This window comes from Geobacter anodireducens, assembly GCA_001628815.1.
Taxonomy (GTDB): Bacteria; Desulfobacterota; Desulfuromonadia; order Geobacterales; family Geobacteraceae; genus Geobacter; species Geobacter anodireducens.
Genome location: CP014963.1, coordinates 2,083,462 through 2,108,285, shown reverse-complemented (window position 1 = coordinate 2,108,285; position 24,824 = coordinate 2,083,462). Strand labels below are relative to the sequence as shown.

At 61.0% G+C, this 24,824-nt stretch carries 21 protein-coding genes and 1 pseudogene; 17 read left to right on the top strand and 5 right to left on the bottom strand.

Annotated features, from left to right (window positions below):
- The first annotated feature begins 18 nt into the window (after positions 1–18).
- From A2G06_09630 to A2G06_09595, 8 genes are all read left to right on the top strand, one after another.
- Complete coding sequence (locus A2G06_09630) at positions 19–981, top strand: GTPase-activating protein (protein ANA40510.1); 963 nt, start codon at positions 19–21, stop codon at positions 979–981.
- Positions 982–1,014: 33 nt separating this feature from the next.
- Complete coding sequence (locus A2G06_09625; protein ID ANA40509.1) at positions 1,015–1,752, top strand: hypothetical protein; 738 nt, start codon at positions 1,015–1,017, stop codon at positions 1,750–1,752.
- A gap of 107 nt (positions 1,753–1,859) precedes the next feature.
- Entirely contained in the window at positions 1,860–2,474 is a 615-nt protein-coding gene (locus tag A2G06_09620; protein ID ANA40508.1) for a hypothetical protein, read from the top strand.
- An 18-nt stretch (positions 2,475–2,492) separates the two neighbouring features.
- The gene (locus A2G06_09615; protein ANA40507.1) at positions 2,493–3,260 is read left to right on the top strand and encodes an RNA methyltransferase; all 768 of its coding nucleotides are present in this window, start codon (positions 2,493–2,495) and stop codon (positions 3,258–3,260) included.
- Entirely contained in the window at positions 3,257–3,544 is a 288-nt protein-coding gene (locus A2G06_09610) for a hypothetical protein (GenBank protein ID ANA40506.1), read from the top strand. The genes A2G06_09615 and A2G06_09610 overlap by 4 nt, the downstream gene beginning before the upstream one ends.
- A gap of 32 nt (positions 3,545–3,576) precedes the next feature.
- Positions 3,577–4,161, top strand: coding sequence for a hypothetical protein (locus A2G06_09605; protein ANA40505.1), 585 nt, complete (start codon positions 3,577–3,579; stop codon positions 4,159–4,161).
- Between the two features lie 26 nt (positions 4,162–4,187).
- On the top strand, positions 4,188–5,057 hold the full coding sequence (locus A2G06_09600) for a methanol dehydrogenase (protein ANA41645.1): 870 nt from the start codon (positions 4,188–4,190) through the stop codon (positions 5,055–5,057).
- Positions 5,058–5,073: 16 nt separating this feature from the next.
- On the top strand, positions 5,074–5,700 hold the full coding sequence (locus A2G06_09595) for a hypothetical protein (protein ANA40504.1): 627 nt from the start codon (positions 5,074–5,076) through the stop codon (positions 5,698–5,700).
- Between the two features lie 6 nt (positions 5,701–5,706).
- Here the strand turns inward: A2G06_09595 and A2G06_09590 are convergent, their stop codons facing one another.
- The 5 genes from A2G06_09590 to A2G06_09570 form a co-directional block, all read right to left on the bottom strand.
- The gene (locus A2G06_09590) at positions 5,707–7,260 is read right to left on the bottom strand and encodes an EmrB/QacA family drug resistance transporter (protein ID ANA40503.1); all 1,554 of its coding nucleotides are present in this window, start codon (positions 7,258–7,260) and stop codon (positions 5,707–5,709) included.
- 12 nt (positions 7,261–7,272) lie between these two features.
- Positions 7,273–8,391, bottom strand: coding sequence for an RND transporter (locus tag A2G06_09585; protein ID ANA40502.1), 1,119 nt, complete (start codon positions 8,389–8,391; stop codon positions 7,273–7,275).
- A gap of 2 nt (positions 8,392–8,393) precedes the next feature.
- Positions 8,394–9,674, bottom strand: a complete 1,281-nt coding sequence (locus A2G06_09580) for an RND transporter (protein ANA40501.1) — start codon at positions 9,672–9,674, stop codon at positions 8,394–8,396.
- The gene (locus tag A2G06_09575) at positions 9,652–10,101 is read right to left on the bottom strand and encodes a MarR family transcriptional regulator (protein ANA40500.1); all 450 of its coding nucleotides are present in this window, start codon (positions 10,099–10,101) and stop codon (positions 9,652–9,654) included. Before A2G06_09575 ends, A2G06_09580 begins: the two co-directional genes overlap by 23 nt.
- A gap of 109 nt (positions 10,102–10,210) precedes the next feature.
- Positions 10,211–12,454: a lytic murein transglycosylase gene (locus tag A2G06_09570; GenBank protein ID ANA40499.1), complete on the bottom strand. Its 2,244-nt coding sequence runs from the start codon at positions 12,452–12,454 to the stop codon at positions 10,211–10,213.
- Between the two features lie 227 nt (positions 12,455–12,681).
- On the opposite strand from A2G06_09570, the gene A2G06_09565 reads away from it, so the two are divergent.
- From A2G06_09565 to A2G06_09525, 9 genes and pseudogenes are all read left to right on the top strand, one after another.
- Positions 12,682–14,973 carry a ribonuclease R gene (locus tag A2G06_09565; protein ID ANA41644.1) on the top strand — a complete coding sequence of 764 codons (2,292 nt, stop codon included), beginning with the start codon at positions 12,682–12,684 and terminating at the stop codon, positions 14,971–14,973.
- A 94-nt stretch (positions 14,974–15,067) separates the two neighbouring features.
- Positions 15,068–15,934, top strand: a complete 867-nt coding sequence (locus A2G06_09560; GenBank protein ANA40498.1) for a preprotein translocase subunit TatC — start codon at positions 15,068–15,070, stop codon at positions 15,932–15,934.
- Positions 15,931–16,899, top strand: a complete 969-nt coding sequence (locus A2G06_09555) for a riboflavin biosynthesis protein RibF (GenBank protein ID ANA40497.1) — start codon at positions 15,931–15,933, stop codon at positions 16,897–16,899. The genes A2G06_09560 and A2G06_09555 overlap by 4 nt, the downstream gene beginning before the upstream one ends.
- Positions 16,896–17,936 (top strand): hypothetical protein, encoded by a 1,041-nt coding sequence (locus A2G06_09550; protein ID ANA40496.1) that lies wholly within the window; start codon positions 16,896–16,898, stop codon positions 17,934–17,936. Before A2G06_09555 ends, A2G06_09550 begins: the two co-directional genes overlap by 4 nt.
- A gap of 19 nt (positions 17,937–17,955) precedes the next feature.
- Positions 17,956–19,826 (top strand): annotated as a pseudogene (locus tag A2G06_09545) (hypothetical protein).
- Between the two features lie 2 nt (positions 19,827–19,828).
- Positions 19,829–20,689 carry a shikimate dehydrogenase gene (aroE, locus tag A2G06_09540; GenBank protein ANA40495.1) on the top strand — a complete coding sequence of 287 codons (861 nt, stop codon included), beginning with the start codon at positions 19,829–19,831 and terminating at the stop codon, positions 20,687–20,689.
- Between the two features lie 65 nt (positions 20,690–20,754).
- Positions 20,755–22,461 carry a type II secretion system protein GspE gene (locus A2G06_09535; protein ANA40494.1) on the top strand — a complete coding sequence of 569 codons (1,707 nt, stop codon included), beginning with the start codon at positions 20,755–20,757 and terminating at the stop codon, positions 22,459–22,461.
- Positions 22,462–22,472: 11 nt separating this feature from the next.
- Positions 22,473–23,570 carry a type IV pili twitching motility protein PilT gene (locus A2G06_09530; protein ANA40493.1) on the top strand — a complete coding sequence of 366 codons (1,098 nt, stop codon included), beginning with the start codon at positions 22,473–22,475 and terminating at the stop codon, positions 23,568–23,570.
- A 36-nt stretch (positions 23,571–23,606) separates the two neighbouring features.
- A complete protein-coding gene (locus tag A2G06_09525) occupies positions 23,607–24,824 on the top strand; it encodes a pilus assembly protein PilC (protein ANA40492.1) in 1,218 nt (405 codons plus the stop codon).

Below are 24,824 nucleotides of genomic sequence, written 5' to 3'. Positions count from 1 at the left end.
ACGACAAAGGAGATCGGAATGTTTCTTCTTCCCAAAGGGAATCCGTTGTACGAGAACATTGCGGCGTCCAAGGTCAAGATTCCCGACATGTTTGAGAAGCTGAAAGGCAGCTCTTTTACCGGCTATCTCAATTTCACGTTTCCTTCTTCCATTGCCATTCTTTTTTTCGAGGCCGGAAAGCTGATCAGTGCCATGCTTGAGCAGGATGGGAAGAGACTCACCGGCTTCGAAGCCATTGCCGGCGTGTGCAACCAGATTTTCGGCGGCGGCGGCTCCTTGAGCGTGTATAAGCTCTCCAGGGATCTCACCATGTGTCTCCATGCGATGCTCCATGGAGATGTGCTGTACCAGGGGCAGGAGCTCAAGCTGATCGACATCAAGGGCTTGCTCGAAAAGATGAAGGCACAGCGTCTCAACGGTTGTTTGAGGATCTATACCGAGGACCGGACCGCCCTTATCTTTTACAAGGAGGGGGCGCCCCTCGGTTTTTTCCACGATGGTTCCCATGATATCGAGACATCCGCTTCCGAGTCACAGAAAATCGCCGGCCTGCCCGGGGCAAAGATTGATGTGTTGTCGACCAAGAGTGCTGAAGAGCTCATGCATTACGACCTTCTGGAAATGGTCAACATAGCCAAGCTCTGGGAATCGACCACTGCCCGTTTTTCATCCGAGCGGGAAAAGATCCGGAAAGAAGCGGAGGTTGTCGGTCAGCAGCATGCGGATGACGCGTTGAAGGAACTTGAAGACGATCTCAAGGAAGTGGCCATGGCCTACGTTGGCAAAATGGGGGCTTCGCTCGTGGAGAAGGAATTGAATGACCGCGGCGGACGCCGCGCCCTCACGGACGGTTCCCGGGCCGGTGCATTTCTTGCCGGCGTTGAAAAAGGGGCAAAGCTTCTGACCAGCATATCCAAGACCAGGGAGATGCTGGAGACCATGAAGAACGAGATCGCGGAACGGACGAAATCACTGCTGTGACAAGGCAATCGTTGGAGCGCTCGAGAGGGAACGATGGCAAACATATCAACCGTTGACCTGGTTCAGATCATCTTCTGGCTTCTGGCTGGATGCGTCAGCTTTTACTTCAGCATCGACAATGCCCGGGTCTGGACCAGTATCTCCATGGGCTTTTTCCTCATTTTCCTGAGCCAGCTCTATGTGGTCGAGAAGGCGCTGGATGCTCCCTGGACAGCGTATACCCAGTTGGAGGCAATCCATTATATCATCGGTACCGTCGCCATCATGGTCATGACCCATGGGTTTCAGGAGTATTATATCTTCAGCCGGACCCTTGAATTGGGAGGGAGCAAGCATGTCGTCTACCTGTCCATTCTCGGCGTACTCGCGGGATCGGTGGCCTTTGTCCTCATCAACCCCGAACCCCAGTATCCGGTGCTGCGCAACATCGCCATGATCGAAAACAGCACGTGGGTCTTCCTGTCGCTGGTAAATATTGACATGATCCGCAAGATTTACCTGCAGATTCGCGATTCGGTGATTGCCAACGGTTTTATCGCCTTTGGCGTTGTCTTTGCCGCACTCTTTCTGTGGAAGGGATCCGAATTGTACCTGCAGGTCTACAACTGGGACTATGACTGGCAGATCATCATGCAGAACCTGGGCATCACGTTGCCGGAGCAATTCATGGGGCGCCGCCAGTTTTCCCTGATGGTTCATGATGCGGCAGGGCTTGTCTCGGGGCTGACTGCCGGCGGCACGTTTTTGTACCTTCTCAGGCTGTTGCGCTGATCGTTGCTTCTGGCATTACCTGGAGAAAAGGGCTGGCAAAGCCCTTTTTTCTTGTGCGGGCAGCGTTACGGCGCGGGAATGCATGATACACTCCTCTCGGAGGCTGCGTGCAGGAATTCCTCGGCCAATACCTGGCAACCTACGGTTACGGAGTGCTCTTTGTCTGGACCTTCCTTGAGGGCGAGGCAGGGCTCATTCTTGCGGGCTTTCTTGCGTTCCAGGGGTATCTGGATATCGGGGGCGTCATCCTGACCGCCCTTGGGGGCGCGTTTGCCGGGGATCAGTTCTACTTTTACCTGGGGCGCTGGAAAGGGCCCTGGCTGTTGAAGGCGTTCACCCTAATCGCCCGCAAGTTCCGCAAGGCCCTCCGGCTCATTGAGCGCTACGGTACCTTTGTTGCCTTTGTTTCGCGTTACACCTACGGCTTCAGGATCATCCTGCCGATCATCCTCGGCATGACCACGTTTCCCGCCCGGCGGTTCCTCTGGCTGAACCTCTGCAGTGCTTCTCTCTGGGCCGTTGTATTTTCCTTGGCGGGTTATTTTTTCGGCAAGAGCGCTTCGCTCTTCGTGGAGGATGTGAGCCGGTATGAGTCGCATCTGCTGGCACTTCTGGCAGGGTTTGTCTTCTGCATGTGGCTGTTTCATCTGATCCATGCCCGCATGAGAAGAAGACCCGCCCGTGAACGGCTCAGGCGAATGAGGCAACGGGAGCTCGATTGATGGGAGGAATGAAGAACGATGTCGGATCATGAAGTGACCGGGGGCGTTTCCCTGAAAGAGCGGGTCGCCATAGTACTGGTGGAGCCGCAGAGCCCCGGCAATGTGGGTATGGTATGTCGCGCCATGAAGAACATGGGGCTCGGTGAGTTGCGTATCGTAAAGGGGTGTCGTCTCGATCACCCGGAAGCACTCAAGTTTGCCGTTTCCGCCCGGGACCTGCTGGAGCGGGCCAGAGTGTTCGAGTCCCTTGAGGATGCCCTCTCCGATACGGAACTGTCCGTGGCCACGACCCGCCGCCACGGCAAATACCGCCAGGAGATCTTTTCACCCAAGGAGATCGTGTCGAAGTTTGGCGCCAATCTTGCGGGGAACCGCGCCGCCCTCGTCTTCGGCCGGGAAGATAACGGCCTGACCACCGACGAGCTTTCCCTGTGCCGCTGGCACGCCACGATTCCCTCGTCAGAGGAGTACGGCTCCCTGAATCTGTCCCAGGCCGTGATGGTATTCTGCTACGAACTGTTCACCTCCCTGGGGGGCCGGACAGCGGTCGGCGAAGACCGTCCCCTTGCGGGGTTGGCCGAAACGGAACCCCTGTTCGAGCACATGGAGCGCACCCTGATGCGCATCGGGTATCTCAATCCCCAGAATCCCGCCCACCTGATGCGTTCACTGCGGCGCATCTTTGCGCGCTCCGAGCTGGATAGCCGCGAGGTGGCCATCCTGCGCGGGATGATGACCCAGATCGACTGGGCGGCCGACCAGTTCAAGGGAAAGAAGGGGGCATGACTGTCACGACCCTGCTTGGACTTACGGCGGGAATCCTCACGAGCGTGGCCGCCATCCCCCAGGTGATCAGAGCTTTCAGGACCAAACGGGTGCGCGACATTTCGATCTGGCAACCGGTGCTTCTTGTTACCGGCCTGTTCCTGTGGCTCGGGTATGGTCTGCTCCTGCGCGATCTCCCGCTCATTGCCGCCAATATCGTTTCGATCATCTGCAACAGCGCCGTGATCGTCATGAAAATGAGCTATGGGGGGGATGACAACCGGCCGGCTGATGATTATCCTTGAGAGTGGCATTATTCCAGGATGGTGGAGGACCCATGAAACGACTGGTGATGATGGTGACAGCGCTGCTGGGATTGTCGCTGCTTTCGGGCTGCGGCTACAACGTGATGCAGGCCAACGAAGAGGCGGTATTTGCCGCGTGGGGCGACGTGGAGGCGGCGTACCAGCGGCGGGCCGATCTCATTCCCAATCTGGTGGAGGTGGTCAAGGGGTACGCGAAGCATGAAGCTGAAACCCTGACGGCGGTGACCGAAGCCCGGGCCAAGGTCGGGTCCATGCAGGTGACCCGTGATGCCGTGAACAATCCGGAAACCCTGGCCAGGTTCCAGCAGGCCCAGGGGGAGCTCTCCAGCGCGCTCTCGCGGCTCATGGTCGTGGTGGAACGGTATCCGGACCTGAAGGCCAACCAGAATTTCCTCGATCTCCAGAACCAGCTCGAGGGTACCGAGAACCGGATCAATGTAGCCCGGACCCGCTACAACAAGGCGGTACAGGACTTCAATACCAGCATCAGAACCTTCCCCAACAGTCTTACGAACAAGCTGCTGCTCCACCTGGAGCGCAAGGAGCCGTTCAAAGCCGACGAAGGCGCCAAGGCCGCGCCTAAAGTGAAATTTTGACGAGGTCCCGGATCTCCGGTCTGAACATGAAGCGCCTGCTTCTCGCCATATGCATCATTCTGTTCCCGACGCTCGTTGCAGCACGCGACGTGCCGCAACTGCGCGGGTACGTGAACGATTACGCCGGACTCCTGTCTCCGCAGGGAGCACAACGGGTGGAGCAGATCCTGGCCGATCTCGAACGGAGCGATTCGACCCAGATCGTCGTGCTGACGGTACCCTCCCTGGAGGGCGACAACCTTGAGGAATTTTCCATCCGGGTGGCGGATGCCTGGCGGATCGGACAGAAAGGTACGGACAATGGTGCCATTCTTCTGGTTGCCCGGGCCGAGCGGAAGGTGAGGATCGAGGTGGGGCGGGGGCTCGAAGGGCGCCTGACCGACCTTGTCTCCGGACGGATCATCCGGGGCGAGATTACTCCCTATTTCAGACAAGGGGATTACGACGGCGGAATTCTGGCCGGCGTGTCCGCCATGGCAGCCGCGGTGAAGGGGGAGTATGCCGACGTTCCGCGCGACCTCAGGCAGGGGAAGAGGAGTGCTCCACCCATCATGGGACTGCTCATTTTCGTGGGGGTTGCCTGCGTCTTTCTCGGAGCGTTTTCCCGTATCCTCGGCGGTCTTGCCGGAGCTGTCGGGTTGCCGCTGGTTACCCTGCTTACCGTGCCGGGGCTTGGCCTTGTCTTGCTTGCCGGCCTTGCGGTGGCAGGATTCGTGGCAGGCCTCGCGCTCACCTCGCTGTTCGGCGGCGGTGGCAGGGGCGGAGGAGGCTTTGGCGGCGGCCCGTACCTCGGAGGTGGCTTTGGGGGAGGGTATGGCGGAGGCTGGTCGTCGGGGGGCGGTTTTTCCGGCGGCGGTGGCGGATTCGGCGGCGGCGGAGCATCGGGCGACTGGTGACGCGGGGTAATCAGGCATGAAGGCTGAAACGTTTTTTACGTCCGAGGAAAAGGAGCGAATCCGCCACGCCGTGGCATCAGCGGAAGCGGCCACCTCAGGCGAAATTGCGACCATGGTGGCGACTGACAGCGACAGCTACCGTGAGGCGGAAACACTTGGCGCAGTCCTTCTGGCCGGACTGGTGTCGATTGCCGTTGCCATGGGGCTCCACCATGTAACCATCTGGACGTATATCCCCCTTGTTTTCATTCTGTTTCCGGCTGCTCGGGCAGTCATGCGCCGGATACCGCGCCTGAAACTTCCCTTTGTCGGCAGGGCCCGCCTTGCCGAGGCCGTGCGTGAGCGGGCCGTGCGCGCGTTCTATGAGCGCGGGCTCTACCGGACCCGGGAAGAAACCGGCATCCTCATTTTCATATCGCTCCTCGAACGCAAGGTCTGGATCCTGGGAGACCGGGGGATCAACGCAAAGATACCGCCGGGCTTCTGGGAGGGGCTGGCCGCTGAATTGGCCCGGGGGATACGGCAGGGAAGGGGCTGTGATGCCCTCTGCGCCGCTGTTGCCGGGTGCGGGGCCGAACTGGCCCGGCATTTCCCGCGCCGGGCCGATGATGTGAACGAACTGGCGGATGACCTGATGACGTGAGGGTGGTCAGGGCATCTCCGCGGATTCGCCCGTGTGGCGCGGGCGCCGCAGAAGCAGCAGGAAAGGGATCACGCTGAGAAAGGCGATCCCCACGATCCAGAAGATCCGGTTGTAGGCCAGCATCCCCGCCTGTTTCTGAATCACACCGTAGAGTGCCCCAAGAGCAGCTTTCCCGGCGCTCACCCCATCCATTCCCCGGAGTTTCATCCCCTCCGTCAACATGCTGAGCCGTTGCTGTGCCGCAGGATTGTACGGTGTTACCTGTTCCACCAGGACGTTCTGGTAAAACTGGTGATACCGGGCGATGAGGGTGGCGGCAACGGCGATGCCCACGCTGCCGCCGATGTTGCGCATCAGGTTGAGCATGCCGGTGGCGTTGCCCATCTCTTCCCTGGGAATCGGCATGAGGGTCACGGTATTGAGGGGGACGAACAGCATGGCGAGCCCCACGCCGAGGACCACGCGCGGCCAGACGAAGTCCCAGTAGGATGCCTCCAGGGTGAACCGCTGCATGAGGAACATGGCGGTTGCTCCGATCAGAAGCCCTGCCAGAACCACCTTCCGGCCGTCGTAGCGTGAGATGACCGCCCCCACGAACGGCATGGTCAGCAGGGTGGCCACCCCGCCCGGGGCCAGGACCATCCCCGCCAGGGTTGCATCGTAGCCCATGAGCGTCTGGAGGAAGAGCGGGATCAGCATGATGGAGCTGTAGAGGCAGAACCCGATCATGAACATGATGAGATTGCCGGCGGAAAAGGAAATGTCCTTGAACAGGCGCAGGTTGACGATGGGGTGCTCGTGCCTGAGCTCCACATAGACGAGGAGCAACAGCGCACCTGCCGAGACGATGGATGCGCCGGTGATGAAGGATGAGTTGAACCAGTCGTCCTGCTGCCCCTTGTCGAGCACGATCTGCAGCGCCCCGAGCCCGACGGTCAGCAACCCCAGCCCCCACCAGTCGATGGACAGCTTCGAGCGGCGGAGATAGGGAGGGTCGAAGATGAAGTAGACCGCCATGATCACCGCCAGGATGCCGATGGGGATGTTGATGTAGAAGATCCAGCGCCAGTTCAGGTTGTCGGTGATCCAGCCCCCCAGGGCCGGGCCGATGATGGGGCCGAACATGGCGCCGATGCCGAAGATGGCATTGGCCATTCCCCGTTCCCTGGGCGGGAATGTTTCCATGAGGATCGCCTGGCTGCTTGGGATCAGGGCTCCACCCGCAGCGCCCTGGACTATCCTGAAGAAGATGAGGCTTGCCAGGTTGGGCGCGGCGCCGCAGAGAAACGAGGCAATGGTGAAGAGGGTGATGCAGGAGATGAGGAACCGCTTCCTGCCGAAGAGTCGCGAGAACCAGCCGGTCATGGGGAGGACCACGGCGTTGCTCACCAGGTAGGAGGTGAGCACCCAGGTGATTTCGTCGGTGCCGGCATTGAGGCTCCCCTGCATGTGGGGAAGCGCCACGTTCGCCACGGAGGTGTCGACGATCTCCATGATGGTCGGCAGCATCACCGTGATGGTGATGAGCCACTTGTTGACGGTTTTCGTGTCCGGTTCCACGTCTCCTGCCTTCTAGAACGGCCAGAGTCCGTGGAGGATGTCGCCCAGGGAGCGCTCCACATCCACCGACGGCACCACGCTCATGCCCACCCGCAACAGGTGGCCGGGATCGCTTGCCCTGTCCACGGCGATCTTGACCGGAACCCGCTGGACGACCTTCACGTAGTTGCCCGTGGCATTTTCAGGCGGCAAGAGCGAGAAGGCCGCGCCGGTTCCGGCCATGATGCTGTCGATCCTGCCCGAGAAGGTGCGGCCGGGATAGGCGTCAACCGTAAAGGTCACCTTCTGGCCCGGCTTCATGTGGGTAAGCTGGCTCTCCTTGTAGTTGGCAGTGATCCAGACGTCATCCAGGTCGACCACGGCCATGAGGGGCTGGCCCGCCTGGATCGTGTTGCCCGGCTCCACTGATTTGCGCGTGACGTAACCGTTGGCGGGCGCCAGGATTTTCGTGTAGGAAAGGTTGAGGGACGCCGTGGCGAGCTGGGCATCGCGCAGCGCCACCCGGGCTTCACGGCTGCCGTTCCCGGACAGGCCGATTTCGGCCTGTGCCTTGCGCATCTGCTCCTCTGCCTCGCGCACCTGGGCCGCCGCCACCCGCTTCGCCGTTTCGAGCCGGTCGAACTGTTCGCGGGGGATGACCTCCTTTGCCAGCAAAGCCGTGCCGCGTGTCAGGTCCAAGTCGGCCTGGGCCAGGCGCGCCCGGGCATGGTCGACCGCGGCACGCGCCGCTTCCACCTGGGCATAGTCGCCCGAGGTCTCGTTGCGGGCCATGGCAAGGGCTGCCGTGGCCTCGCTGACCCGGGTCCGGTAGTCGCTGGGATCCAGTTCCGCAAGGATATCTCCTTTTTTCACGGCCTGGTTGTCAGTGACATACACCACGGCGACCGTACCCGGCACCCGGGAGGACACCGCATGGATGTGGGATTCCACGAAGGCGTTGTCCGTGGCTAGGTACGTCATGCCGTGGACGAGCCAGCGCAGGCCGATCACCGCTCCAACCACGAACAGTATGAGCAGGACAATGCCCGCCCGTCTCCGCTTGCCGCCGCTCCCCTTGCTCTGTGGCGCCGGCTGGGCCGACGGGATTTCCCGGGTTTCTCCCCGGTCCGGTAGTTCCTGTTCCGTTGTCATGCCTACAGTTCTCCCATTGCTTTGCTGACACGGGCCTTGGCGACCTGGAAGTCGAAGACGGCCCGGTGATAATCGGTCTTGATCTGGGTAAGCAGTGTCTGGGCGTCGAGCACATCGGTGGCTGTGCCGACCTGGGCCTGGTAGCGGTCCCGGTTGATCCTCAGGTTTTCTTCTCCTTGGCGGATTGCCGTTTCAACGCTCTTGATCCGCTGTTCCGCCACCCGGGCATCGTTCAGGGCAGTGGCAAGCTCGAGCCGGACCTGTTCCCGCGCCAGTCGCAACGCATCGCGGCTTCTGGTGAGGCGTTCGACTGACTGCCGGTGTCTGGATTCCGTGGAGAACCCTTCGAAGAGGTTGATCTTCAGCCCCACGGTTGCGGCATAGATTGCCTGTTCGCGCACCTTGCTGTTCTCCACGTAGTCGATGCCCGCCTTGGCATAGAGCTCGGGGTAGTAACCGCTCCTGGCCTCGGAAACTTCCGCATCGGCGGCGTCCGCGCTTCGCGCCAGGGCAGCCAGTTCGGGACGGGTGGCAAAGGCGCGTTCCTCGGCCCCGGCAGTATCGGGCATGGCGGATTCGGTCCCCTCCTCAAGCTCGTCCCGCCGGTCGAGCGGTCTTCCGGTCAGGTGATTGAGGTACATCCAGCGGTTTTCGAGCCGGTTGGCCGCCACCAGGCGCTTCTGGGTGCTTTCCGCCAGTCTGACCTGGGCCTGGAGGAGGTCGTTGCGGGTGACCACCCCCTGTTCAAAGAGATTGGTGGCGATCCGCAAATGATCGGTGCGCTGGGCCACTTCCTCCTCGGCGGTGCCGAGGAGGCGCCGTGCTTCGAGGATGCCGAAATAGGCCTCGACAACCTGGAGGAATACGTCTTTTTCGGCCCCGGCGTACTGCTGGACAGCCGCCTCGTGGAGGAGGGACGCCCGCTGCCGGCGCGAGGCGGTGCGGCCGAAGTCATAGATGGTCTGGGTCACGGAGAGGTTGAAGAATCCATAGGTTCCGTCCTGGGTCTCGATGCTGCCCCTCTCGCCGAAATTGACCGCCTGGGGCTTTGCCTGGAGGGTGTACCCGCCCTGGAAGTCCACGCGCGGGAGGAAGCCGCTCCGGGCCTGGGTGATCGCCTCCTGCGCGATGAGGCGGTCGGAGGCCGTTACGGCCAGGGAGTAGTTGCCGGCCGCGGCAAGATTCAGGCATTCCGTGAGTGAAAGCGCGCCGGCCGTGCCCGGAGTCGCTGTCCAGAGCGCAAGGATCAGGAGAGGAATGCTACGGATTGGTAGTGGTTTCATGGCGATTCTCCGGGGCGGTCCTGATTTTTTCCAGGAGATGATGCAAACTGTTCCGTTCGTCTTCCGATAGGGGAGCGAGAAAGAGGGCAAGCACCTCCGCCGCAGTGGCGCAGAGTTCGCGTTCGAGTGTCATGCCCCGTTGGGTGAGGCAGATGCGATAGGCGCGGCGGTCTTCGGGGTGGGGCTGCCGCTTGACCAGACCGAGCTTTTCGAGCCGGTCAACGAGACCGCCGATGGTGGTCCGGTCAATGAGGGTCTTCTGGGACAGGGCCGTCTGGGATTGGCCATCTTCTTTCCAGAGAAAGGCAAGGACGCTGAACTGCGGAGGGGTCAGGCCGTAGGGATCCAGTTGGTCCTTGAACAACGCAAAGCCCCGCTGATAAGCCTTGGCAAGGTGGAAGCCGATACTGTTCTCAATGTCGTACATGCTGGCATCCGATCGCTGCGTACAATGACAATCATTGTACAGATAATCAGTATACTGTCAATGCGTGCCTGGGCTGTCGATGTCTGCTTGGCAGTGCAGGGGAAGGCTGTTAAGGCTGTTGCCGAACCGGCGCAGTCAGGGCTGAGGTTTCGGGTGGGCTGGCCAGTGCCGCAGTTGGCGGCGCATTATTGGTCGGGGCTGGTTGGGGCGGTTCCGGTGCGCTGACCGGGGGAAGAAGTGCAAGGGCCGGTGCGGCAGGACGGTAGAGCCTGCGGTATATCTCCGCAAATGTCAGGACTTTTTTTACGTACTCGCGGGTTTCGTAGTAGGGAATGTTCTCGATGAATTCGTCTTCGCGCAGGCCGGCAAGGGAGCGCCGCCACCGGTCCACCGGCCTGGAGCCCGCATTGTAGGCCGCCACGGCGGAAACCACGTTGCCGTTGTACTGCTTGAGCAGGTCTTTCAGGTGTCTGACTCCGAGGCCGACATTGAAGGCTGGGTCGGTGAGGCGCAGGGAAATACCGGTGGAGGTGGACGAACCATTGACCATGCCCTTGGCAGTGGACGGCATGAGCTGCATGAGTCCCACCGCGCCGACCGGCGAGAGGGCAACGGGAGAGAAGCCGCTTTCGGCCTTGATGAGACCGAAGATCAATTCTTCAGGGATAGTGTGGCGGTTTGCCTCGGCTGCGACCGACTCACTGAAGCCGCGGGGGTAGAGCAGCCCCCAGGTGGTCGCCGTATCGCCGTCCATGCGGCGGGGCTGCTCCCCGCGCAGGGCCGCTGCCGCGGACGAATAATCATCCATCTCCAGGTAGAGGCGGGCGATGCCCAGGAGCCCCTTGCCCCGCAACGAGCCGTTTTTGCGGGCAATGGAGAGTTCGCTCCTGGCCTGATCATGGAGTCCCATGGCGATAAGTGCTCGTGCCCGTTCGTGTCCGGCAGGCGGGGCGATGATCTGGCGCGGGTCGTGCACTATCAGGGGCATTGCCTCTTCCTGCGGTGCCGGGGCGGTCGCCGTGAAGGTGTAAAAGGAAAAGGGGAATTCCTCTGCAAGCATGGCAAGACTTTGCCGGGCCACGGCCTCTTCGCCCATGCGCTGCAGGGAACGTCCGTGCCAGTAGAGTGCCCGTTCGCGGTAGTCGGCAGAGGCGGTCAGAAGCCGGAATGACTCCGCGGCGGAGCGATAGTCTCCGGTATTGTAGCGGGCCCAGGCAGCTTCCCACAATGCCCGCGGCTTGAGTTTCGTCCCGGGGTAGGTTGTCAGCAGTTTTTCCAGGACTGCCAGTTGATCGGCGTACCGCCCCTGGAATTTGCGGACAAATGCCGCCTCCAGCAGCGCATTGTCCGCAAACTCCGACGAGGGGGCCGACTCCGTCAGCTTGAGAAAGCCGAGAAATGCCTCGTCATCGTTACCGGCTTTGTCCTGGGCCCGGGCGAGCAGGAAACGGGCTTCGTCGGCAATCTCCCGTTTCGGCTCGCGCTCGATGAGGCCGGAGAACGTGCGTGCAGCATCTTTGTACCGTCTCAGTTTCAAGAGAGTCTCACCCGTCTTCAGTGCCACGCGGTCGTTGAAAGCGGCGGGCTGCTCCTTGGAGGGGATGGCACTGAAGACGGCAAGGGCGCGTTCGTACTTGCCGAGATTGTAGAGCGTAGTCCCCCGCTTGAGGAGTTCGTCGGGCGTTGGCGGAACGGCAGGGAATCCGAGCGCTTCGAGTCGCTTGAGTTCCTGTTCCGCGGTTTCAGCCACGGGCGATGCCGGATAGGCAAGCCAGATGGCGCGCAACTCCTGGACCGCCCGGCGTGGGTCGTCAAGTCCTTCGCGGCACAGGGCCGCTTTCAGGGTGGCGGTGACTGAGTCGGTTCCCGATGGGTACAGCTCAATGAATCGTATATACGAGGCAAGGGCCTGCCGGTACTCTTTGCGGGCGAACAGGGCATCCGCGAGGAGCATCCGCGCCTTCCGCAGGGTCGGGCTTTCGGGCCAGGTGCCCACGAGCCGTTGCAGCGCTTCTCCTGCCTCGTCGTAGCGGGCCGCGGCCATGAGCGCCTCCGCCTGCCAGAACAGTGCGTAATCGGCCAGCAGTGGAAGATCCTGTGCCGCAGCGCCAAGAAGTTCCGAGGCTTCGGGCCACTGTTCCAGACGACGGGCTGCCACGCCGTCCAGGAAGGTCCGCTCGGGTGATGGCGGGACGGTGCGCAGCTCGTCGCGCACACCGCGATAATCTTTATCCTTCATGCGAAGTGCTGCATTGCGGAGCGGTGCATCAGGGGCCGGAGCCATTGGTTGCGCAAAAGCTGACACCGCTAATACGAGACAAGCGAGGGGAGCAATAAGGAGTCTGGTGTACATATCCTGCAAACCTCGTGGGGCACGGCGGACAGGTGGCGCCACGCCGGTGAGTGGCATGAAAAACGCCGGCCCCGAACCGCCGGCCGGCGTCAACGGATTAAATAGTACCCGCAAGGGGGCGGAAAATGCAAAGGGTTTTTCAGTGATTGCGCCCGTATACGGATTGACTTTGCCGTGAAACTGCATGCATAGTAGCCGTGGCGTACAGCCCGGAGAGGGGACGGATGATGAAACGGAAACGGGAGGAGGTCCTCGCGTTCATCCGCGAGCAGGGGGGCAGCACCCCCTTCAGGGACATGATGCAGGCCTTCGGCGTAACCAAGGCCCATCGGCTGGGATTCAAGCAGTTCGTGGACCAACTGGTGTCGGCGGGCGATCTGGTGAAACAGCGCGGCAACCGCTACGCCGTACCGTCGGAGGAAACCGTCGTCCGGGGGCGCCTCGTCACCCACCGCGAGGGATACGGCTTCGTGGCCCCCGAGGGGGGAGGAGACGACGTCTACGTCCCGGCCCGATACTTGGGGGGAAACCTCCACGGGGATGTGGTTGAAGTCCGGGTTGAATCCTTTAAGCGTGGAGGGAAGAAGGAAGGGCGGATTATCCGGACCATCGAACGGGGACTCAAGCGGATCGTCGGCCGATTCGACACCGCCGGCGGGGTGGGGTTCGTTCAGCCGGACGACACCCGCATTACCCGGGATATCGCGGTTCCCCAAAAAGCATGGGCAGGAGCCCGTAGTGGGCAGGTGGTAGTGGCGGAGCTTACGGCCTGGCCCACGGAGCGGAAAAAAGCGGAGGGGCGCATCGTGGAGGTGTTGGGCTTTCCCGACGACCCCGAGGTGGAGGTCCTCACCATCATCCGCAAGCATGACCTTCCCTTTGAATTTCCCGTAGACGTACTGACCGAGGCCCGTTCCACGCCCCAGCAGGTGCGCAGGGGGGGCCTGGCCAAACGGGTGGATCTGCGGGAGCGGCTTACCGTCACCATTGACGGTGAAACGGCCCGGGATTTCGACGACGCGGTATCCGTGCAGCGGGAAAAGGGGGGCGACATCCGGCTCTGGGTCTCCATCGCCGATGTGTCCCACTACGTGAAACCGGGATCTGCCCTGGACCGTGAAGCCTACCTGCGGGGAACCTCTGTCTATTTCCCGGACCGCTGTATCCCCATGCTGCCCGAGGAACTTTCCAACGGCATCTGTTCGCTCAATCCCCAGGTGGAGCGCCTGACGCTCACGGCCGAGATGCTGTTTACCCGCAACGGGGCCATGAAAGCTTCGTCGTTCTACCCGAGCGTGGTCAGGAGCGCCGCACGGCTCACCTATACGACGGTCCGCAAGGTGCTCGTGGACGGCGATCCGGAGGCAATCAGGGCCAACCGTCACCTGGTAGACGACCTGGAAGTAATGAAGGAGTTGGCGCTACGCCTCATGGAAAAGCGGAAGAAACGCGGCAGCATCGATTTCGATCTGCCCGAGCCGCAGATCGTCCTGGATCTCCAGGGGGAGATGGTGGATATCGTCCGGTCCGAGCGCAACCTGGCCCACCGGATCATTGAAGAGTTCATGCTGGCGGCCAACGAGGCGGTGGCGTCCCATATCGAGGAGCGGGGTGTTCCCTCCCTCTATCGGGTTCACGAGCCGCCCGACCCGGCCAAGCTGACCGATTTCCAGGAGTTCATCTTCAATTTCGGCTATGTCTTCCGGATGGATGGCGACCGGGTCGACCCCCACGAACTCCAGCGGCTCATCGACGAAGCCGAAGGAAAGCCCGAGGAGCGGATGATCAACGAGGTGCTCCTGCGGTGCATGAAGCAGGCCCGCTACAGCCACGAAAACCTGGGGCATTTCGGCTTGGCGGCCCGTTGCTACACCCATTTCACCTCCCCCATCCGCCGTTATCCCGATCTGGTTGTGCACCGCATTCTCAAGGACATTCTCGCCGGGGCCGTGACTGAGAAGGAACAGGAACGCCTGGCCGCCGCCCTGCCGGAGACGGCCGAGCAGACGAGTCGCCGGGAGCGTCTCGCCATGGAGGCTGAGCGGGAGATCGTGGCGCTCAAGAAGGCCCAGTTCATGAAAGAGCGGGTCGGCGAAACCTTTGAGGGCTATATCACCGGGGTGAGTTCCTTCGGATTTTTCGTAGAACTGATCGATCTGTTTGTCGAGGGGATGGTTCATGTCTCTACCCTGGCCAACGACTTTTACCGTTACGAGGAGAAACGGCATTCGCTGGTGGGGGAACGGACAAAGGAGACCTTCCGGATCGGCGACAGGGTAAGTGTTCTGGTGGCTGCGGTGAGCATTGAGCGGCGGCAGGTGGAGTTCGTTCTCGCGGGGCTGCACGAAGCCCGGCCGGGCTCGGCGGCAAGGGCGCCGGCAACGGAGGAGTATCCACGGATACCGGTCAGGGGGAAGCGGCCCAAGGCCGGTCAGGTTTCCCGGGGCTCGGGGGGGGCGGCCGGCCGTGGCGCCGGGGAGAAGCGTACCGGGGGCAAAGGCGGACGGCGCAAGCGGTGACATTTCCCGGACATGCCATCCGTCCGCTTTACTCACGTTGTCACGCTGTGCTACTGTCTATCGGTTACACCACGCACGTCAAGGTAGAGGTGACATGTCAGAAGATAATCAGAAGGTCCTGCCGTTCCTCGAGCATCTGGTGGAACTGCGCAAGCGGCTTATCATCATCATTGTGGCGGTTGTGGTGGGCATGGGGTTCGCCTGGAACCTCTCGAACGGCCTCCTCCATTTTGTTACAAAGCCGATCACCGGCGAAACCTACCTGACCGATATCAAGAAGCAGGTTTATCAGGAGGTGGGCAAGCGTTTTCCGGCCGCATACAAGCAGTTCGAGCTGGAAAAGGCGATGAACGCGGCACCCAAGGAGCGCAAGCTCAATTACAGCGCCCCCCTTGAGCCCTTTTTCGTGCAGTGCAAGATATCGGTTATTGCCGGATTCATCCTTGCGCTACCCGTTGTGTTTTACCAGCTCTGGCTTTTCATCGCACCGGGGCTCACCCGGAAGGAAAAGCGGATGGTGGTGCCCTTCGTGACAGTAAGTACGGTGAGTTTCTGCGTGGGAGCGCTCTTTTTCCTGGTGGTCATCTGGCCGGTCATCATCAATTTTTCCCTGTCCTATGAAGCGGAGGGGCTCAACAGCCTCTTCAACATGAGCGCGTACATCAACTTCTGCCTCCGGCTGATCCTGATGTTCGGCCTCATCTTCGAGTTGCCGATCCTGATGCTGCTTCTGTCGCGCTTCGGGATCGTCACCTATGCGTTCCTTGCCCGCAACCGCCGCTACGCCCTTCTGGCAAGCTCCATTGTGGCTGCCTTCCATGCCGACCTCATCACCATGTTCGTCATCATGGTGCCTCTCTACCTGATGTATGAAATCAGCGTCTGGCTCGTTCTTCTCTTCGGCAAGAAAAAGCCGGTGGAGGCAGTGGCCGGCGAGGGGCCGACCGGCGCCGCATCATGAAGATCTTCCGGAGCATTGACGAAATTCACGCGTCACTGCCGAACCCGGTGGTGACCATTGGCAACTTCGACGGCGTTCACCTCGGGCACCGCGAGATATTCCGGCGGGTCAAGCGTGAGGCTGCGCGGCTGGGCGGGGTTTCCATGGTGATCACCTTTACTCCCCACCCCCTCAAGGTCCTGGGACTCCGGAAAGAACTGCGCCTCATCAATACCTATGCCGAGAAGGAGCTTCTCATCGAAGCGTCAGGGATCGATTGTCTTCTGACGATCCCCTTTACCGCCGAATTCGCCGCCATCAGCGCCGAACGGTTCGTGGGCGAAATCCTCGTGGGACGGATCGGGGTGAAGAAGCTCGTCATCGGCTATGATTATGCCTTTGGCAGGAACCGTGAAGGCGATGTGGCCATGCTCCGGAGGATGGGCGAAGCGCACGGCTTCGAGGTGGACGTGCTCGATCAGATCGCCAGCGGCGGGACGGTATACAGCAGCAGCGCCGTACGGCGCGTGATCGCGGCGGGCAATGTCCGTGAGGTGGTCAGCCTGATCGGCCGGCACTATTCAGTGGGAGGAACGGTGGTTCACGGCCGCCGGCGCGGGAAGGACCTGGGGTTCCCCACGGCCAATCTCCTGACCGAAAAGGAATTGATCCCCGCCGCCGGGGTCTACGCCGTCAAGGTGCGAGTGGACGATACCATCCGGGACGGGGCCTGCAACATCGGCAATAATCCCACCTTCGGCAATGAAGAGGTGACCATCGAGGTTCATATCCTCGACTTCGACGGCGACCTCTACGGCAAGGAAATCCGCGTGTATTTCGTGGATCGGGTCCGTGAGGAGCTGCGCTATCCCGATCTCAATGCCCTCAAGGAGGGAATCAGCAGGGATGTGGCCCGGTGTCGCGAGATCCTGGCCGGCGTCTCCATCATCGAATACCGCGACTATCTCGGCGGTGATGCGGCGTGAGAAGGGTGCCGGGCGACCGACGTTTCTGGCTCGGAATCGGGATCAGTGTGTTTTTTGTGGCGCTGCTGGTGCGCTCGGTGGATGGGCATGAGCTTCTGCGTGCGTTCCGGGGCATCCATGCCGGCTACGTGGTCGCGGCGGTGGCCGTTACGCTCCTGAGCTACCTCGTCCGTGCCCTGCGCTGGAAGTATCTCCTCTCTCCCCTGGGCGAAACCCGCTTCGCCAACCTGTGTTCCGCCACCCTCATCGGTTACATGGCCAACAACCTGCTGCCGGCGCGACTGGGAGAGTTCATCCGGGCCTGGGTGCTGGCCAGGCGTGAGGAAATGGAGCCGGGATCGGTGTTCGCCACCCTGGTTCTCGATCGCCTGACGGATGGCTTCACGGTGCTTCTCTTTCTGCTCGCAACCCTGTTCACGCTTCAGCTTCCGGCGGGAAGCGAGGCAATCGGGCAGGGGCTCGTGATCGGCGGGTACATGATGCTCGGCCTGTACGCTGTGGTGGTTGTGGCGCTCGTGCTGCTCAAAAGGAAGACCGCGGCATCGCTCCGGTTTCTCGAGCGACTGCTCCGCCCCTTTCCGGCACGGTTGGCGGAACGGGTCATTCCGCTGGTCGGCTCCTTTCTCGGCGGGGTAAGGATTTCGCCCCGTCCGCGGGAGTGGTGGGCGGTGGGGAGCACATCCGTGGCCATCTGGGTCCTGGCGGTAATCCCCGTGGACCTGGTCCTGCGAGCCTTCGGCTTTTCCTTCCCGTTCGCCGTTTCCCTGTTCATCCTGGTCCTGCTGGTCTTTGCGGTCATGGTGCCGGCGTCGCCGGGATATGTGGGAACGTACCACGCCGCGTGCGTCTATGGCCTGCTGGCCTTCGGAGTTCCCCGCGAGACGGCCTTGAGCGCGGCCATCGTGATTCACGGCATCAACTATGTTCCGGTCATTGCCGTGGGTATTGCCTTTCTCTGGAGGGAAGGCCTTTCCCTCAAGGCGCTGCGGTGCAGTGGGCCCTTGCCGGGGGCCGGGACCCCTTCAGGGGGGAAATGAGATTCATGGAGAGGTTCTGATGCGCGCATCCCAATCCGCCATTTTTCGTCGGATCGACCCCTTTGCCGTCCTGTCGTTCACCATACCTCTTGCCGTTTATTTGCTGACTCTCGCCCCGTCAGTGACGTTTTTTGACAGCGGCGAGTTCATAACGGCCATCCATTCCCTGGGCACGGCCCATTCGCCCGGCTATCCCCTGTTCGTCAATTACGGCAAACCATTCACCTGGCTTCCCTTCGGCACTATCGCTTTCCGGGTCAATATCGCCACGGCCGTTTCCGCGTCAGCGGCCTGCTTTGCCGTCTATTTCCTTACGCGTCATCTGCTGAAGCGGGAAGAGCTGGTTCCGGATCTGCGTTTTTCGGATACCTTTGCCAGGGGGTGCGCACTGGCCGCGGCCCTTGCCTTTGCCTTTTCCGCGCGGCTCTGGCTCCAGTCGAACCACGACAAGCCCTATCCCCTGGTTGCCTTCATGGCAGCATGGTCTTTTATCTTCTCGTCACCTGGCGCGAGCGCTACGATGAGGGAGAGATGCGGCCGTCCCACATCTACCTGGGGGCATTCATCTGCGGTCTCGCCACGGGCGCCCATCAGACCATAGTGCTCATGCTGCCGGCCTATGCGTGGCTGATCCTTTCCAAAAACTGGCGTTTGGCGGCAAGGGTGAAGGAGCTTGCTCTCACGGTCGCCTTTGGTCTCATGGGGTTTGCCATTCAGCTCCACATGCCGATCCGTGCCCTGCGCAACCCCCTGCTCAACTGGGGAGATCCCCGGACTCTCGACCTGTTTCTCTGGAATTTTCTCCGCAAGGGATATCCGGTGGAGCCGCCGGCCCGGAACTTGGCCCTTGCCTGGCAGCAGCTTTCCGCTTTCAACCTCCCGCGGGAGTTCACGTGGGTCGGGCTTGCGCTGTTGCTGGTGGGGCTTTTTGCCTTTCTCATGCGGCGCCGGGACGAAATCATCGCCTACCTGCTCGCCATTGCCTGTTCGCTGCTGGTTATTGTCGGCTATTTCAATACGCCCGGCGATCTCATCTTTCTCACCGAGGAGTTCTTCACCCCGATCTACCTCCTTTCGGCCGTGTTCATCGGCCTGGGGCTCTTTACGCTGCTGCGGCTGGCGCTCAGGAACAATCCGGTGGAGAAACTGCGATCGGTGCCGATAAAGCTTATGGCGGGACTGCTGCTCCTTGTGCTCCCCTCGGCCATCTGCGCCATGAACTACTACGAGAACGATCAGCACGAGAATTATGTGGCCTTCGATTACGCCACCAATACCCTGCGCTCCCTCTCGCCGGACGCGGTTCTCTTCACATGGGGCGACAGCGGTGCCTTTCCCCTCTGGTACCTTCAGGGAGTGGAGCGGATGCGCGAGGATCTGGACCTCCTGCACACGCCCCACCTGGTTTTTGATTGGTATCTTGACGCCTTTCCCCACCTGTTCGGCAGGAGCGTGCTCCGGACCGTGCCGGAGGGAAAGCAGTCGGCTGAAGCGGCTCTCAAGCTGGCCGTGGCGGAACAGATTGCCAGCAGGCCGATATTTATAGATTTTTCAACGCGTTACTCCCTGCCGTTTGCCGAATACGGCCTGAAGCAGCGCGGCATCTGTTATCAACTGATCAATGACGGCGGATCCGTCCTCCGGCCGCCCGATCTGTCAGTGTGGAGGCTCTATGCCTCACGGGGATACACGAGCCAGATGGGCTTCAGGGACCTGGACACGGGCAAGGCGATCCTCATTTACGCCAGTTGCCGCATGGAGGCCGGAGAAATACTGCTACGCATGGGCTACCGCCAACAGGGAGCGGAGGAGTTGCGGGCCGCCGCGGCCATAGCCCCCGAGTTGCGGGCACAGGTGGAACAGGTGCTTGCGGCCTATGGAGCGAGGTAATCATGCCATTTACGGGTGCTACCAGGGTACTGGGGATTATCGGTCGGCCGGTGTCCCATTCGCTTTCGCCTCTCATGCAGAATGCGGCGCTGCAAGCCATGGGGCTCGATTACGCCTACGTTCCCTTTGCCGTTGAGGAGGACCGCCTGGCCGACGCGGTGAGGGGATTGGCGGCACTGGGCGTTGTCGGCTTCAACGTGACCATTCCCCACAAATCAGCCATCCTGCCGTTGTTGAACCGGCTCTCGCCGGAAGCCGGGCTGATCGGCGCCGTCAATGTCGTAAAACGCGAAGGGAGCGAGCTGGTCGGATACAACACCGACGGAACGGGCTTTATTCACTCCCTGCGCCAGGATCTCGGTTTTGATCCGGCCGGGTGTCGGATTCTCGTCATGGGGGCAGGTGGCGCCGCCCGGGCCGCAGTTGCATCGTTGGCCGGTGCAGGGGCGGCATCGGTGGTTATCGCCAACCGGAGCATCGCCAGGGGGGAAGAACTGGCGGAGGCGTTCGGGCGGCACTTTGTCGGCACACAATTTGCTGCAATTTCCCTCGACCCTGAGAACCTGAATCGATGCGTTCAAAATTTTGACCTGCTGGTGAATACCTCTTCCGTGGGCATGGGGGGGACCGCTTTCCCGGGCATGGATCTCTCCCGCATGGGTTCCCACGGTGCCGTGTACGACATGGTCTATGTCCCCGCTGTCACCCCCCTGCTCGCCGAGGCTGAGCGTTGCGGCATACGCTGCGCCAACGGCATCGGCATGCTGGCGTCCCAGGGGGAGTGCGCACTGGAAATCTGGACCGGAGTGCGGCCTCCCGAGGGGCTCATGAAAGGGTGTCTCATGGCGGCGTTGATGGACTAACTACTTATTGACATTGGATTTTTAACGACCTATGATAGTTTTTTTGCCAATGTGCCGGAGAGTCTATGCAGGCTAGCAGACTGGGAGAACTCCTGGTTCGAAATAACATCATCACCAAGGAACAACTTGCCAAGGCACTGGACGAGCAGCGAACCTCCGGCGGCCAGCAGCGCCTTGGTTCCATCCTCGTCAAGAACGGCCTTGTCACCGAGCCCGATCTCACCACGTTTCTCTCCAAGCAGTACGGCGTTCCCTCCATAAACCTGAGCGAATTCGAAGCCGACATGGCAGTGGTGAAGATCATCCCCGCTGACGTGGCCCAGAAGTATCAGATCGTCCCGGTGAACAGGGCCGGCTCGACCCTGATCATCGCCATGGCTGACCCGTCGAACATCTTTGCCATCGACGACATCAAGTTCATGACCGGCTACAACGTGGAGGTGGTCGTCGCTTCCGAGTCGTCCATCAAGACCGCCATCGACAAGCACTATGACCAGTCCGCGTCCCTGGCGGACGTCATGAGCGACCTGGAGATGGACGATCTGGAGGTCGTCGGCGAAGACGAGGAGGTGGACGTCTCCTCCCTCGAACGGGCCACCGAGGATGCGCCGGTCGTAAAGCTCGTGAACCTGATCCTCACCGACGCGATCAAGAAGAAGGCGAGCGATATCCATATCGAGCCCTACGAGCGGACCTTCCGGGTGCGCTACCGGATCGACGGCGTCCTCTACGAAGTCATGAAGCCCCCCCTGAAGCTGAAGAACGCCATCACGTCGCGGATCAAGATCATGGCCGATCTGGATATCGCCGAACGGCGGCTTCCCCAGGACGGCCGCATCAAGATCAAAATGGGTGGCGGACAGGACATGGACTACCGGGTGTCGGTCCTGCCGACCCTGTTCGGTGAGAAAGTGGTTCTGCGGCTCCTGGACAAGTCGAACCTCCAGCTCGACATGACCAAGCTGGGCTACGAGCCCACCGCGCTGAGCTACTTCAAGGATGCGATTCACAAGCCCTTCGGCATGGTGCTGGTGACCGGACCCACGGGGAGCGGCAAGACGGTTTCTCTCTATTCGGCGCTTGCCGAACTCAACAAGACCACTGAGAACATCTCCACTGCCGAGGACCCGGTGGAGTTCAACTTCGCCGGCATCAACCAGGTGCAGATGCACGAAGATATCGGTCTCACCTTTGCCGCCGCGCTCCGCTCGTTCCTGCGCCAGGACCCGGACATCATCATGATCGGAGAGATCCGGGACTTCGAAACGGCCGAGATCGCCATCAAGGCAGCTCTCACCGGCCACCTGGTCCTCTCGACCCTCCACACCAACGACGCCCCGGCCACCATCAACCGGCTGTTGAACATGGGGGTCGAGCCGTTTCTGGTGGCCTCGGCGGTGAACCTGATTACCGCCCAGCGCCTCGCCCGTCGGGTCTGCTCCGAGTGCAAGGCGGTGGAGGAGATTCCGGTTCAGGCCCTGATCGATGCGGGCGTTCCTCCCGAGGAAGCTCCCGAATACGTCTGCTATCACGGCGCCGGTTGTGCCAAGTGCAACAACACCGGCTACAAGGGACGTGTCGGTTTCTATCAGGTCATGCCCATGCTGGAGGAAATCAGGGAGCTGATTCTCAACGGTGCCAACACGGCCGAGATCAAACGCGAATCCATGCGCCTGGGCATCAAGACCATGCGCCAATCGGGTCTTACCAAGCTCAAGGAGGGGGTCACCTCCTTCGAAGAGGTGCTGCGGGTTACCGTGGCCGACGATTAGGAGACTTCACGATGGCCAATATGCATCAACTGCTGACCGAACTGGTCGGCCGTGGGGGCTCGGACCTTCACATCACCACCAATTCGCCTCCCCAGATCCGGGTCGACGGTCAGTTGATCCCCCTCGAGATGCCGCCGCTCAATGCAGTGGACACCAAACAGCTCTGCTACAGCATCCTCACCGAGCAGCAGAAGCACAAATTCGAGGAAGCCAACGAGCTTGACCTTTCCTTCGGCATCAAGGGGCTTTCCCGTTTCCGGGGGAACGTGTTCATTCAACGGGGGGCCGTTGCCGGCGTGTTCCGGGTGATCCCTTACAAAATTCTCACCTTTGAGGAACTGGGTCTGCCGCCAGTGGTGAAGGAACTGGCGGAGAAGCCGCGGGGGCTGATCCTCGTTACCGGCCCCACCGGCAGCGGCAAGTCGACCACCCTGGCCGCCATCATCGACAAGATCAACACCGAGCGGCACGATCATATCGTGACCATCGAGGATCCCATCGAGTACCTCCATCCCCACAAGAGTTGCGTGGTGAACCAGCGCGAGGTGGGGGCCGACACCAAAAGCTTCAAGAACGCCCTGAAATACATCCTGCGCCAGGACCCGGACGTGGTCCTCGTGGGCGAGCTCCGGGACCTGGAAACCATCGAGGCGGCCCTGACCCTTGCCGAAACCGGGCACCTCTGCCTTGCCACACTCCATACGAACTCGGCGGTGCAGACCATAAACCGGATCGTGGACGTATTCCCCCCCTACCAGCAGCCCCAGGTTCGCGCCCAGCTTTCCTTCGTCCTGGAGGGGGTCATATCCCAGACCCTGCTCCCGAACGTGTCGGGCAAGGGGAGGGTGCTGGCCCTGGAGGTGATGGTGCCCAATCCGGCCATCCGCAACCTGATCCGCGAGGACAAGATCCACCAGATCTATTCCCAGATGCAGGTGGGGCAGGAAAAGTTCGGCATGCAGACCATGAACCAGTCCCTGTTCAGTCTGCTGCAGAAGCGACGGATCTCGCTTGACGTGGGCATGGCCCGTTCGTCCGATCCCGACGAGCTCAAGCAGATGCTGGCCAGCGGCCAGCGGCCGTCGGGTCCGCGCCCTCAAATGAGGTAACCGCCGTCGGGTCGATCCGTACACAGGAGGAGAAAGATGCCCAAGTTCAACTGGGAAGCGAGAAGCAGGACCGGCACCGTCCAGAAGGGGGTCATGGAGGCGGCCAGCGCCGCCGCCGTGGAGGCCCAGCTCAAAAAATACGGGTTCGGCAGCATTTCCGTGAAGGAGGAGGGGAAAGGCCTCTCCATGGAGATCAAGCTTCCCGGCTTTGCCCCCAAGGTGGAAACCAAGGATCTCGTGGTATTCACGCGGCAGTTCGCCACCATGATCGACTCTGGCCTGCCCCTGGTGCAATGCCTCGACATCCTCTCCAGCCAGCAGGAAAATAAAACCTTCAAGGACGTTCTCATCAGGGTGAAGGAGTCGGTGGAGGGGGGGTCCACCTTTGCCGATGCCCTGTCCAAGCATCCCAAGGTCTTTGACCAGCTCTACGTGAACCTGGTTGCAGCCGGCGAGGTCGGCGGCATCCTCGACACGATCCTGAACCGTCTTGCCGCCTATATCGAAAAAGCGATGAAACTCAGGAAGCAGGTCAAGGGGGCCATGGTCTATCCGACAACGATCATGGCAATTGCCGTTATCGTTGTCGGCGTCATTCTGGTGTTCGTCATTCCGACCTTTGCCAAGATGTTCCAGGAATTCGGCGGAGATCTGCCGGGACCAACCAAATTCGTCATCAATCTCAGTAACTTTGTGGTTAAATACATTCTCTTGATCATAGGCCTTGTCTTTGCCCTTGTGATTGGCTTCAAAAAGTACTACGCAACGGTAGGCGGCAGAAAAAAGATAGACGCTCTTGCCCTCAAGGCGCCCGTTGCCGGACCAATCATCAAAAAGGTGGCCGTTGCCCGGTTCACCCGAACCCTGGGGACCCTCATCTCCAGCGGGGTGCCGATCATGGACGGGCTGGAGATCGTTGCCAAGACCGCCGGCAACAAGGTGGTGGAGGAGGCGGTGTTCAAGGTTCGTCAGGCCATCTCCGAAGGCAAGACCATGGCCGAGCCGCTCCAGGAATGCGGCGTCTTTCCCCCCATGGTCGTGCAGATGATCTCCGTGGGCGAGGCCACCGGGGCCATGGATGCCATGCTGAGCAAGATCGCCGATTTCTACGATGACGAAGTGGACGAGGCCGTGAGCGCCATGACCGCCCTGATGGAGCCGATGCTGATGGTGTTTCTCGGCACCACCGTCGGCGGGCTCGTCATTGCCATGTACCTGCCGATCTTCAAACTTGCGGGAACCGTTGGCGGCTAA

What these genes read in the sequence shown, in the direction of transcription:
- A2G06_09615 (ANA40507.1), top strand. Translation starts at nt 2,493, where the DNA reads ATGTCGGATCATGAAGTGACCGGGGGCGTTTCCCTGAAAGAGCGGGTC.
- A2G06_09530 (ANA40493.1), top strand. Translation starts at nt 22,473, where the DNA reads ATGGCCAATATGCATCAACTGCTGACCGAACTGGTCGGCCGTGGGGGC.
- A2G06_09570 (ANA40499.1), bottom strand. Translation starts at nt 12,454, where the DNA reads ATGTACACCAGACTCCTTATTGCTCCCCTCGCTTGTCTCGTATTAGCG.
- A2G06_09560 (ANA40498.1), top strand. Translation starts at nt 15,068, where the DNA reads ATGTCAGAAGATAATCAGAAGGTCCTGCCGTTCCTCGAGCATCTGGTG.
- A2G06_09565 (ANA41644.1), top strand. Translation starts at nt 12,682, where the DNA reads ATGAAACGGAAACGGGAGGAGGTCCTCGCGTTCATCCGCGAGCAGGGG.
- A2G06_09630 (ANA40510.1), top strand. Translation starts at nt 19, where the DNA reads ATGTTTCTTCTTCCCAAAGGGAATCCGTTGTACGAGAACATTGCGGCG.
- A2G06_09605 (ANA40505.1), top strand. Translation starts at nt 3,577, where the DNA reads ATGAAACGACTGGTGATGATGGTGACAGCGCTGCTGGGATTGTCGCTG.
- A2G06_09535 (ANA40494.1), top strand. Translation starts at nt 20,755, where the DNA reads ATGCAGGCTAGCAGACTGGGAGAACTCCTGGTTCGAAATAACATCATC.
- A2G06_09555 (ANA40497.1), top strand. Translation starts at nt 15,931, where the DNA reads ATGAAGATCTTCCGGAGCATTGACGAAATTCACGCGTCACTGCCGAAC.
- A2G06_09580 (ANA40501.1), bottom strand. Translation starts at nt 9,674, where the DNA reads ATGAAACCACTACCAATCCGTAGCATTCCTCTCCTGATCCTTGCGCTC.
- A2G06_09625 (ANA40509.1), top strand. Translation starts at nt 1,015, where the DNA reads ATGGCAAACATATCAACCGTTGACCTGGTTCAGATCATCTTCTGGCTT.
- A2G06_09600 (ANA41645.1), top strand. Translation starts at nt 4,188, where the DNA reads ATGAAGCGCCTGCTTCTCGCCATATGCATCATTCTGTTCCCGACGCTC.
- A2G06_09595 (ANA40504.1), top strand. Translation starts at nt 5,074, where the DNA reads ATGAAGGCTGAAACGTTTTTTACGTCCGAGGAAAAGGAGCGAATCCGC.
- A2G06_09610 (ANA40506.1), top strand. Translation starts at nt 3,257, where the DNA reads ATGACTGTCACGACCCTGCTTGGACTTACGGCGGGAATCCTCACGAGC.
- A2G06_09575 (ANA40500.1), bottom strand. Translation starts at nt 10,101, where the DNA reads ATGTACGACATTGAGAACAGTATCGGCTTCCACCTTGCCAAGGCTTAT.
- A2G06_09525 (ANA40492.1), top strand. Translation starts at nt 23,607, where the DNA reads ATGCCCAAGTTCAACTGGGAAGCGAGAAGCAGGACCGGCACCGTCCAG.
- A2G06_09585 (ANA40502.1), bottom strand. Translation starts at nt 8,391, where the DNA reads ATGACAACGGAACAGGAACTACCGGACCGGGGAGAAACCCGGGAAATC.
- aroE (ANA40495.1), top strand. Translation starts at nt 19,829, where the DNA reads ATGCCATTTACGGGTGCTACCAGGGTACTGGGGATTATCGGTCGGCCG.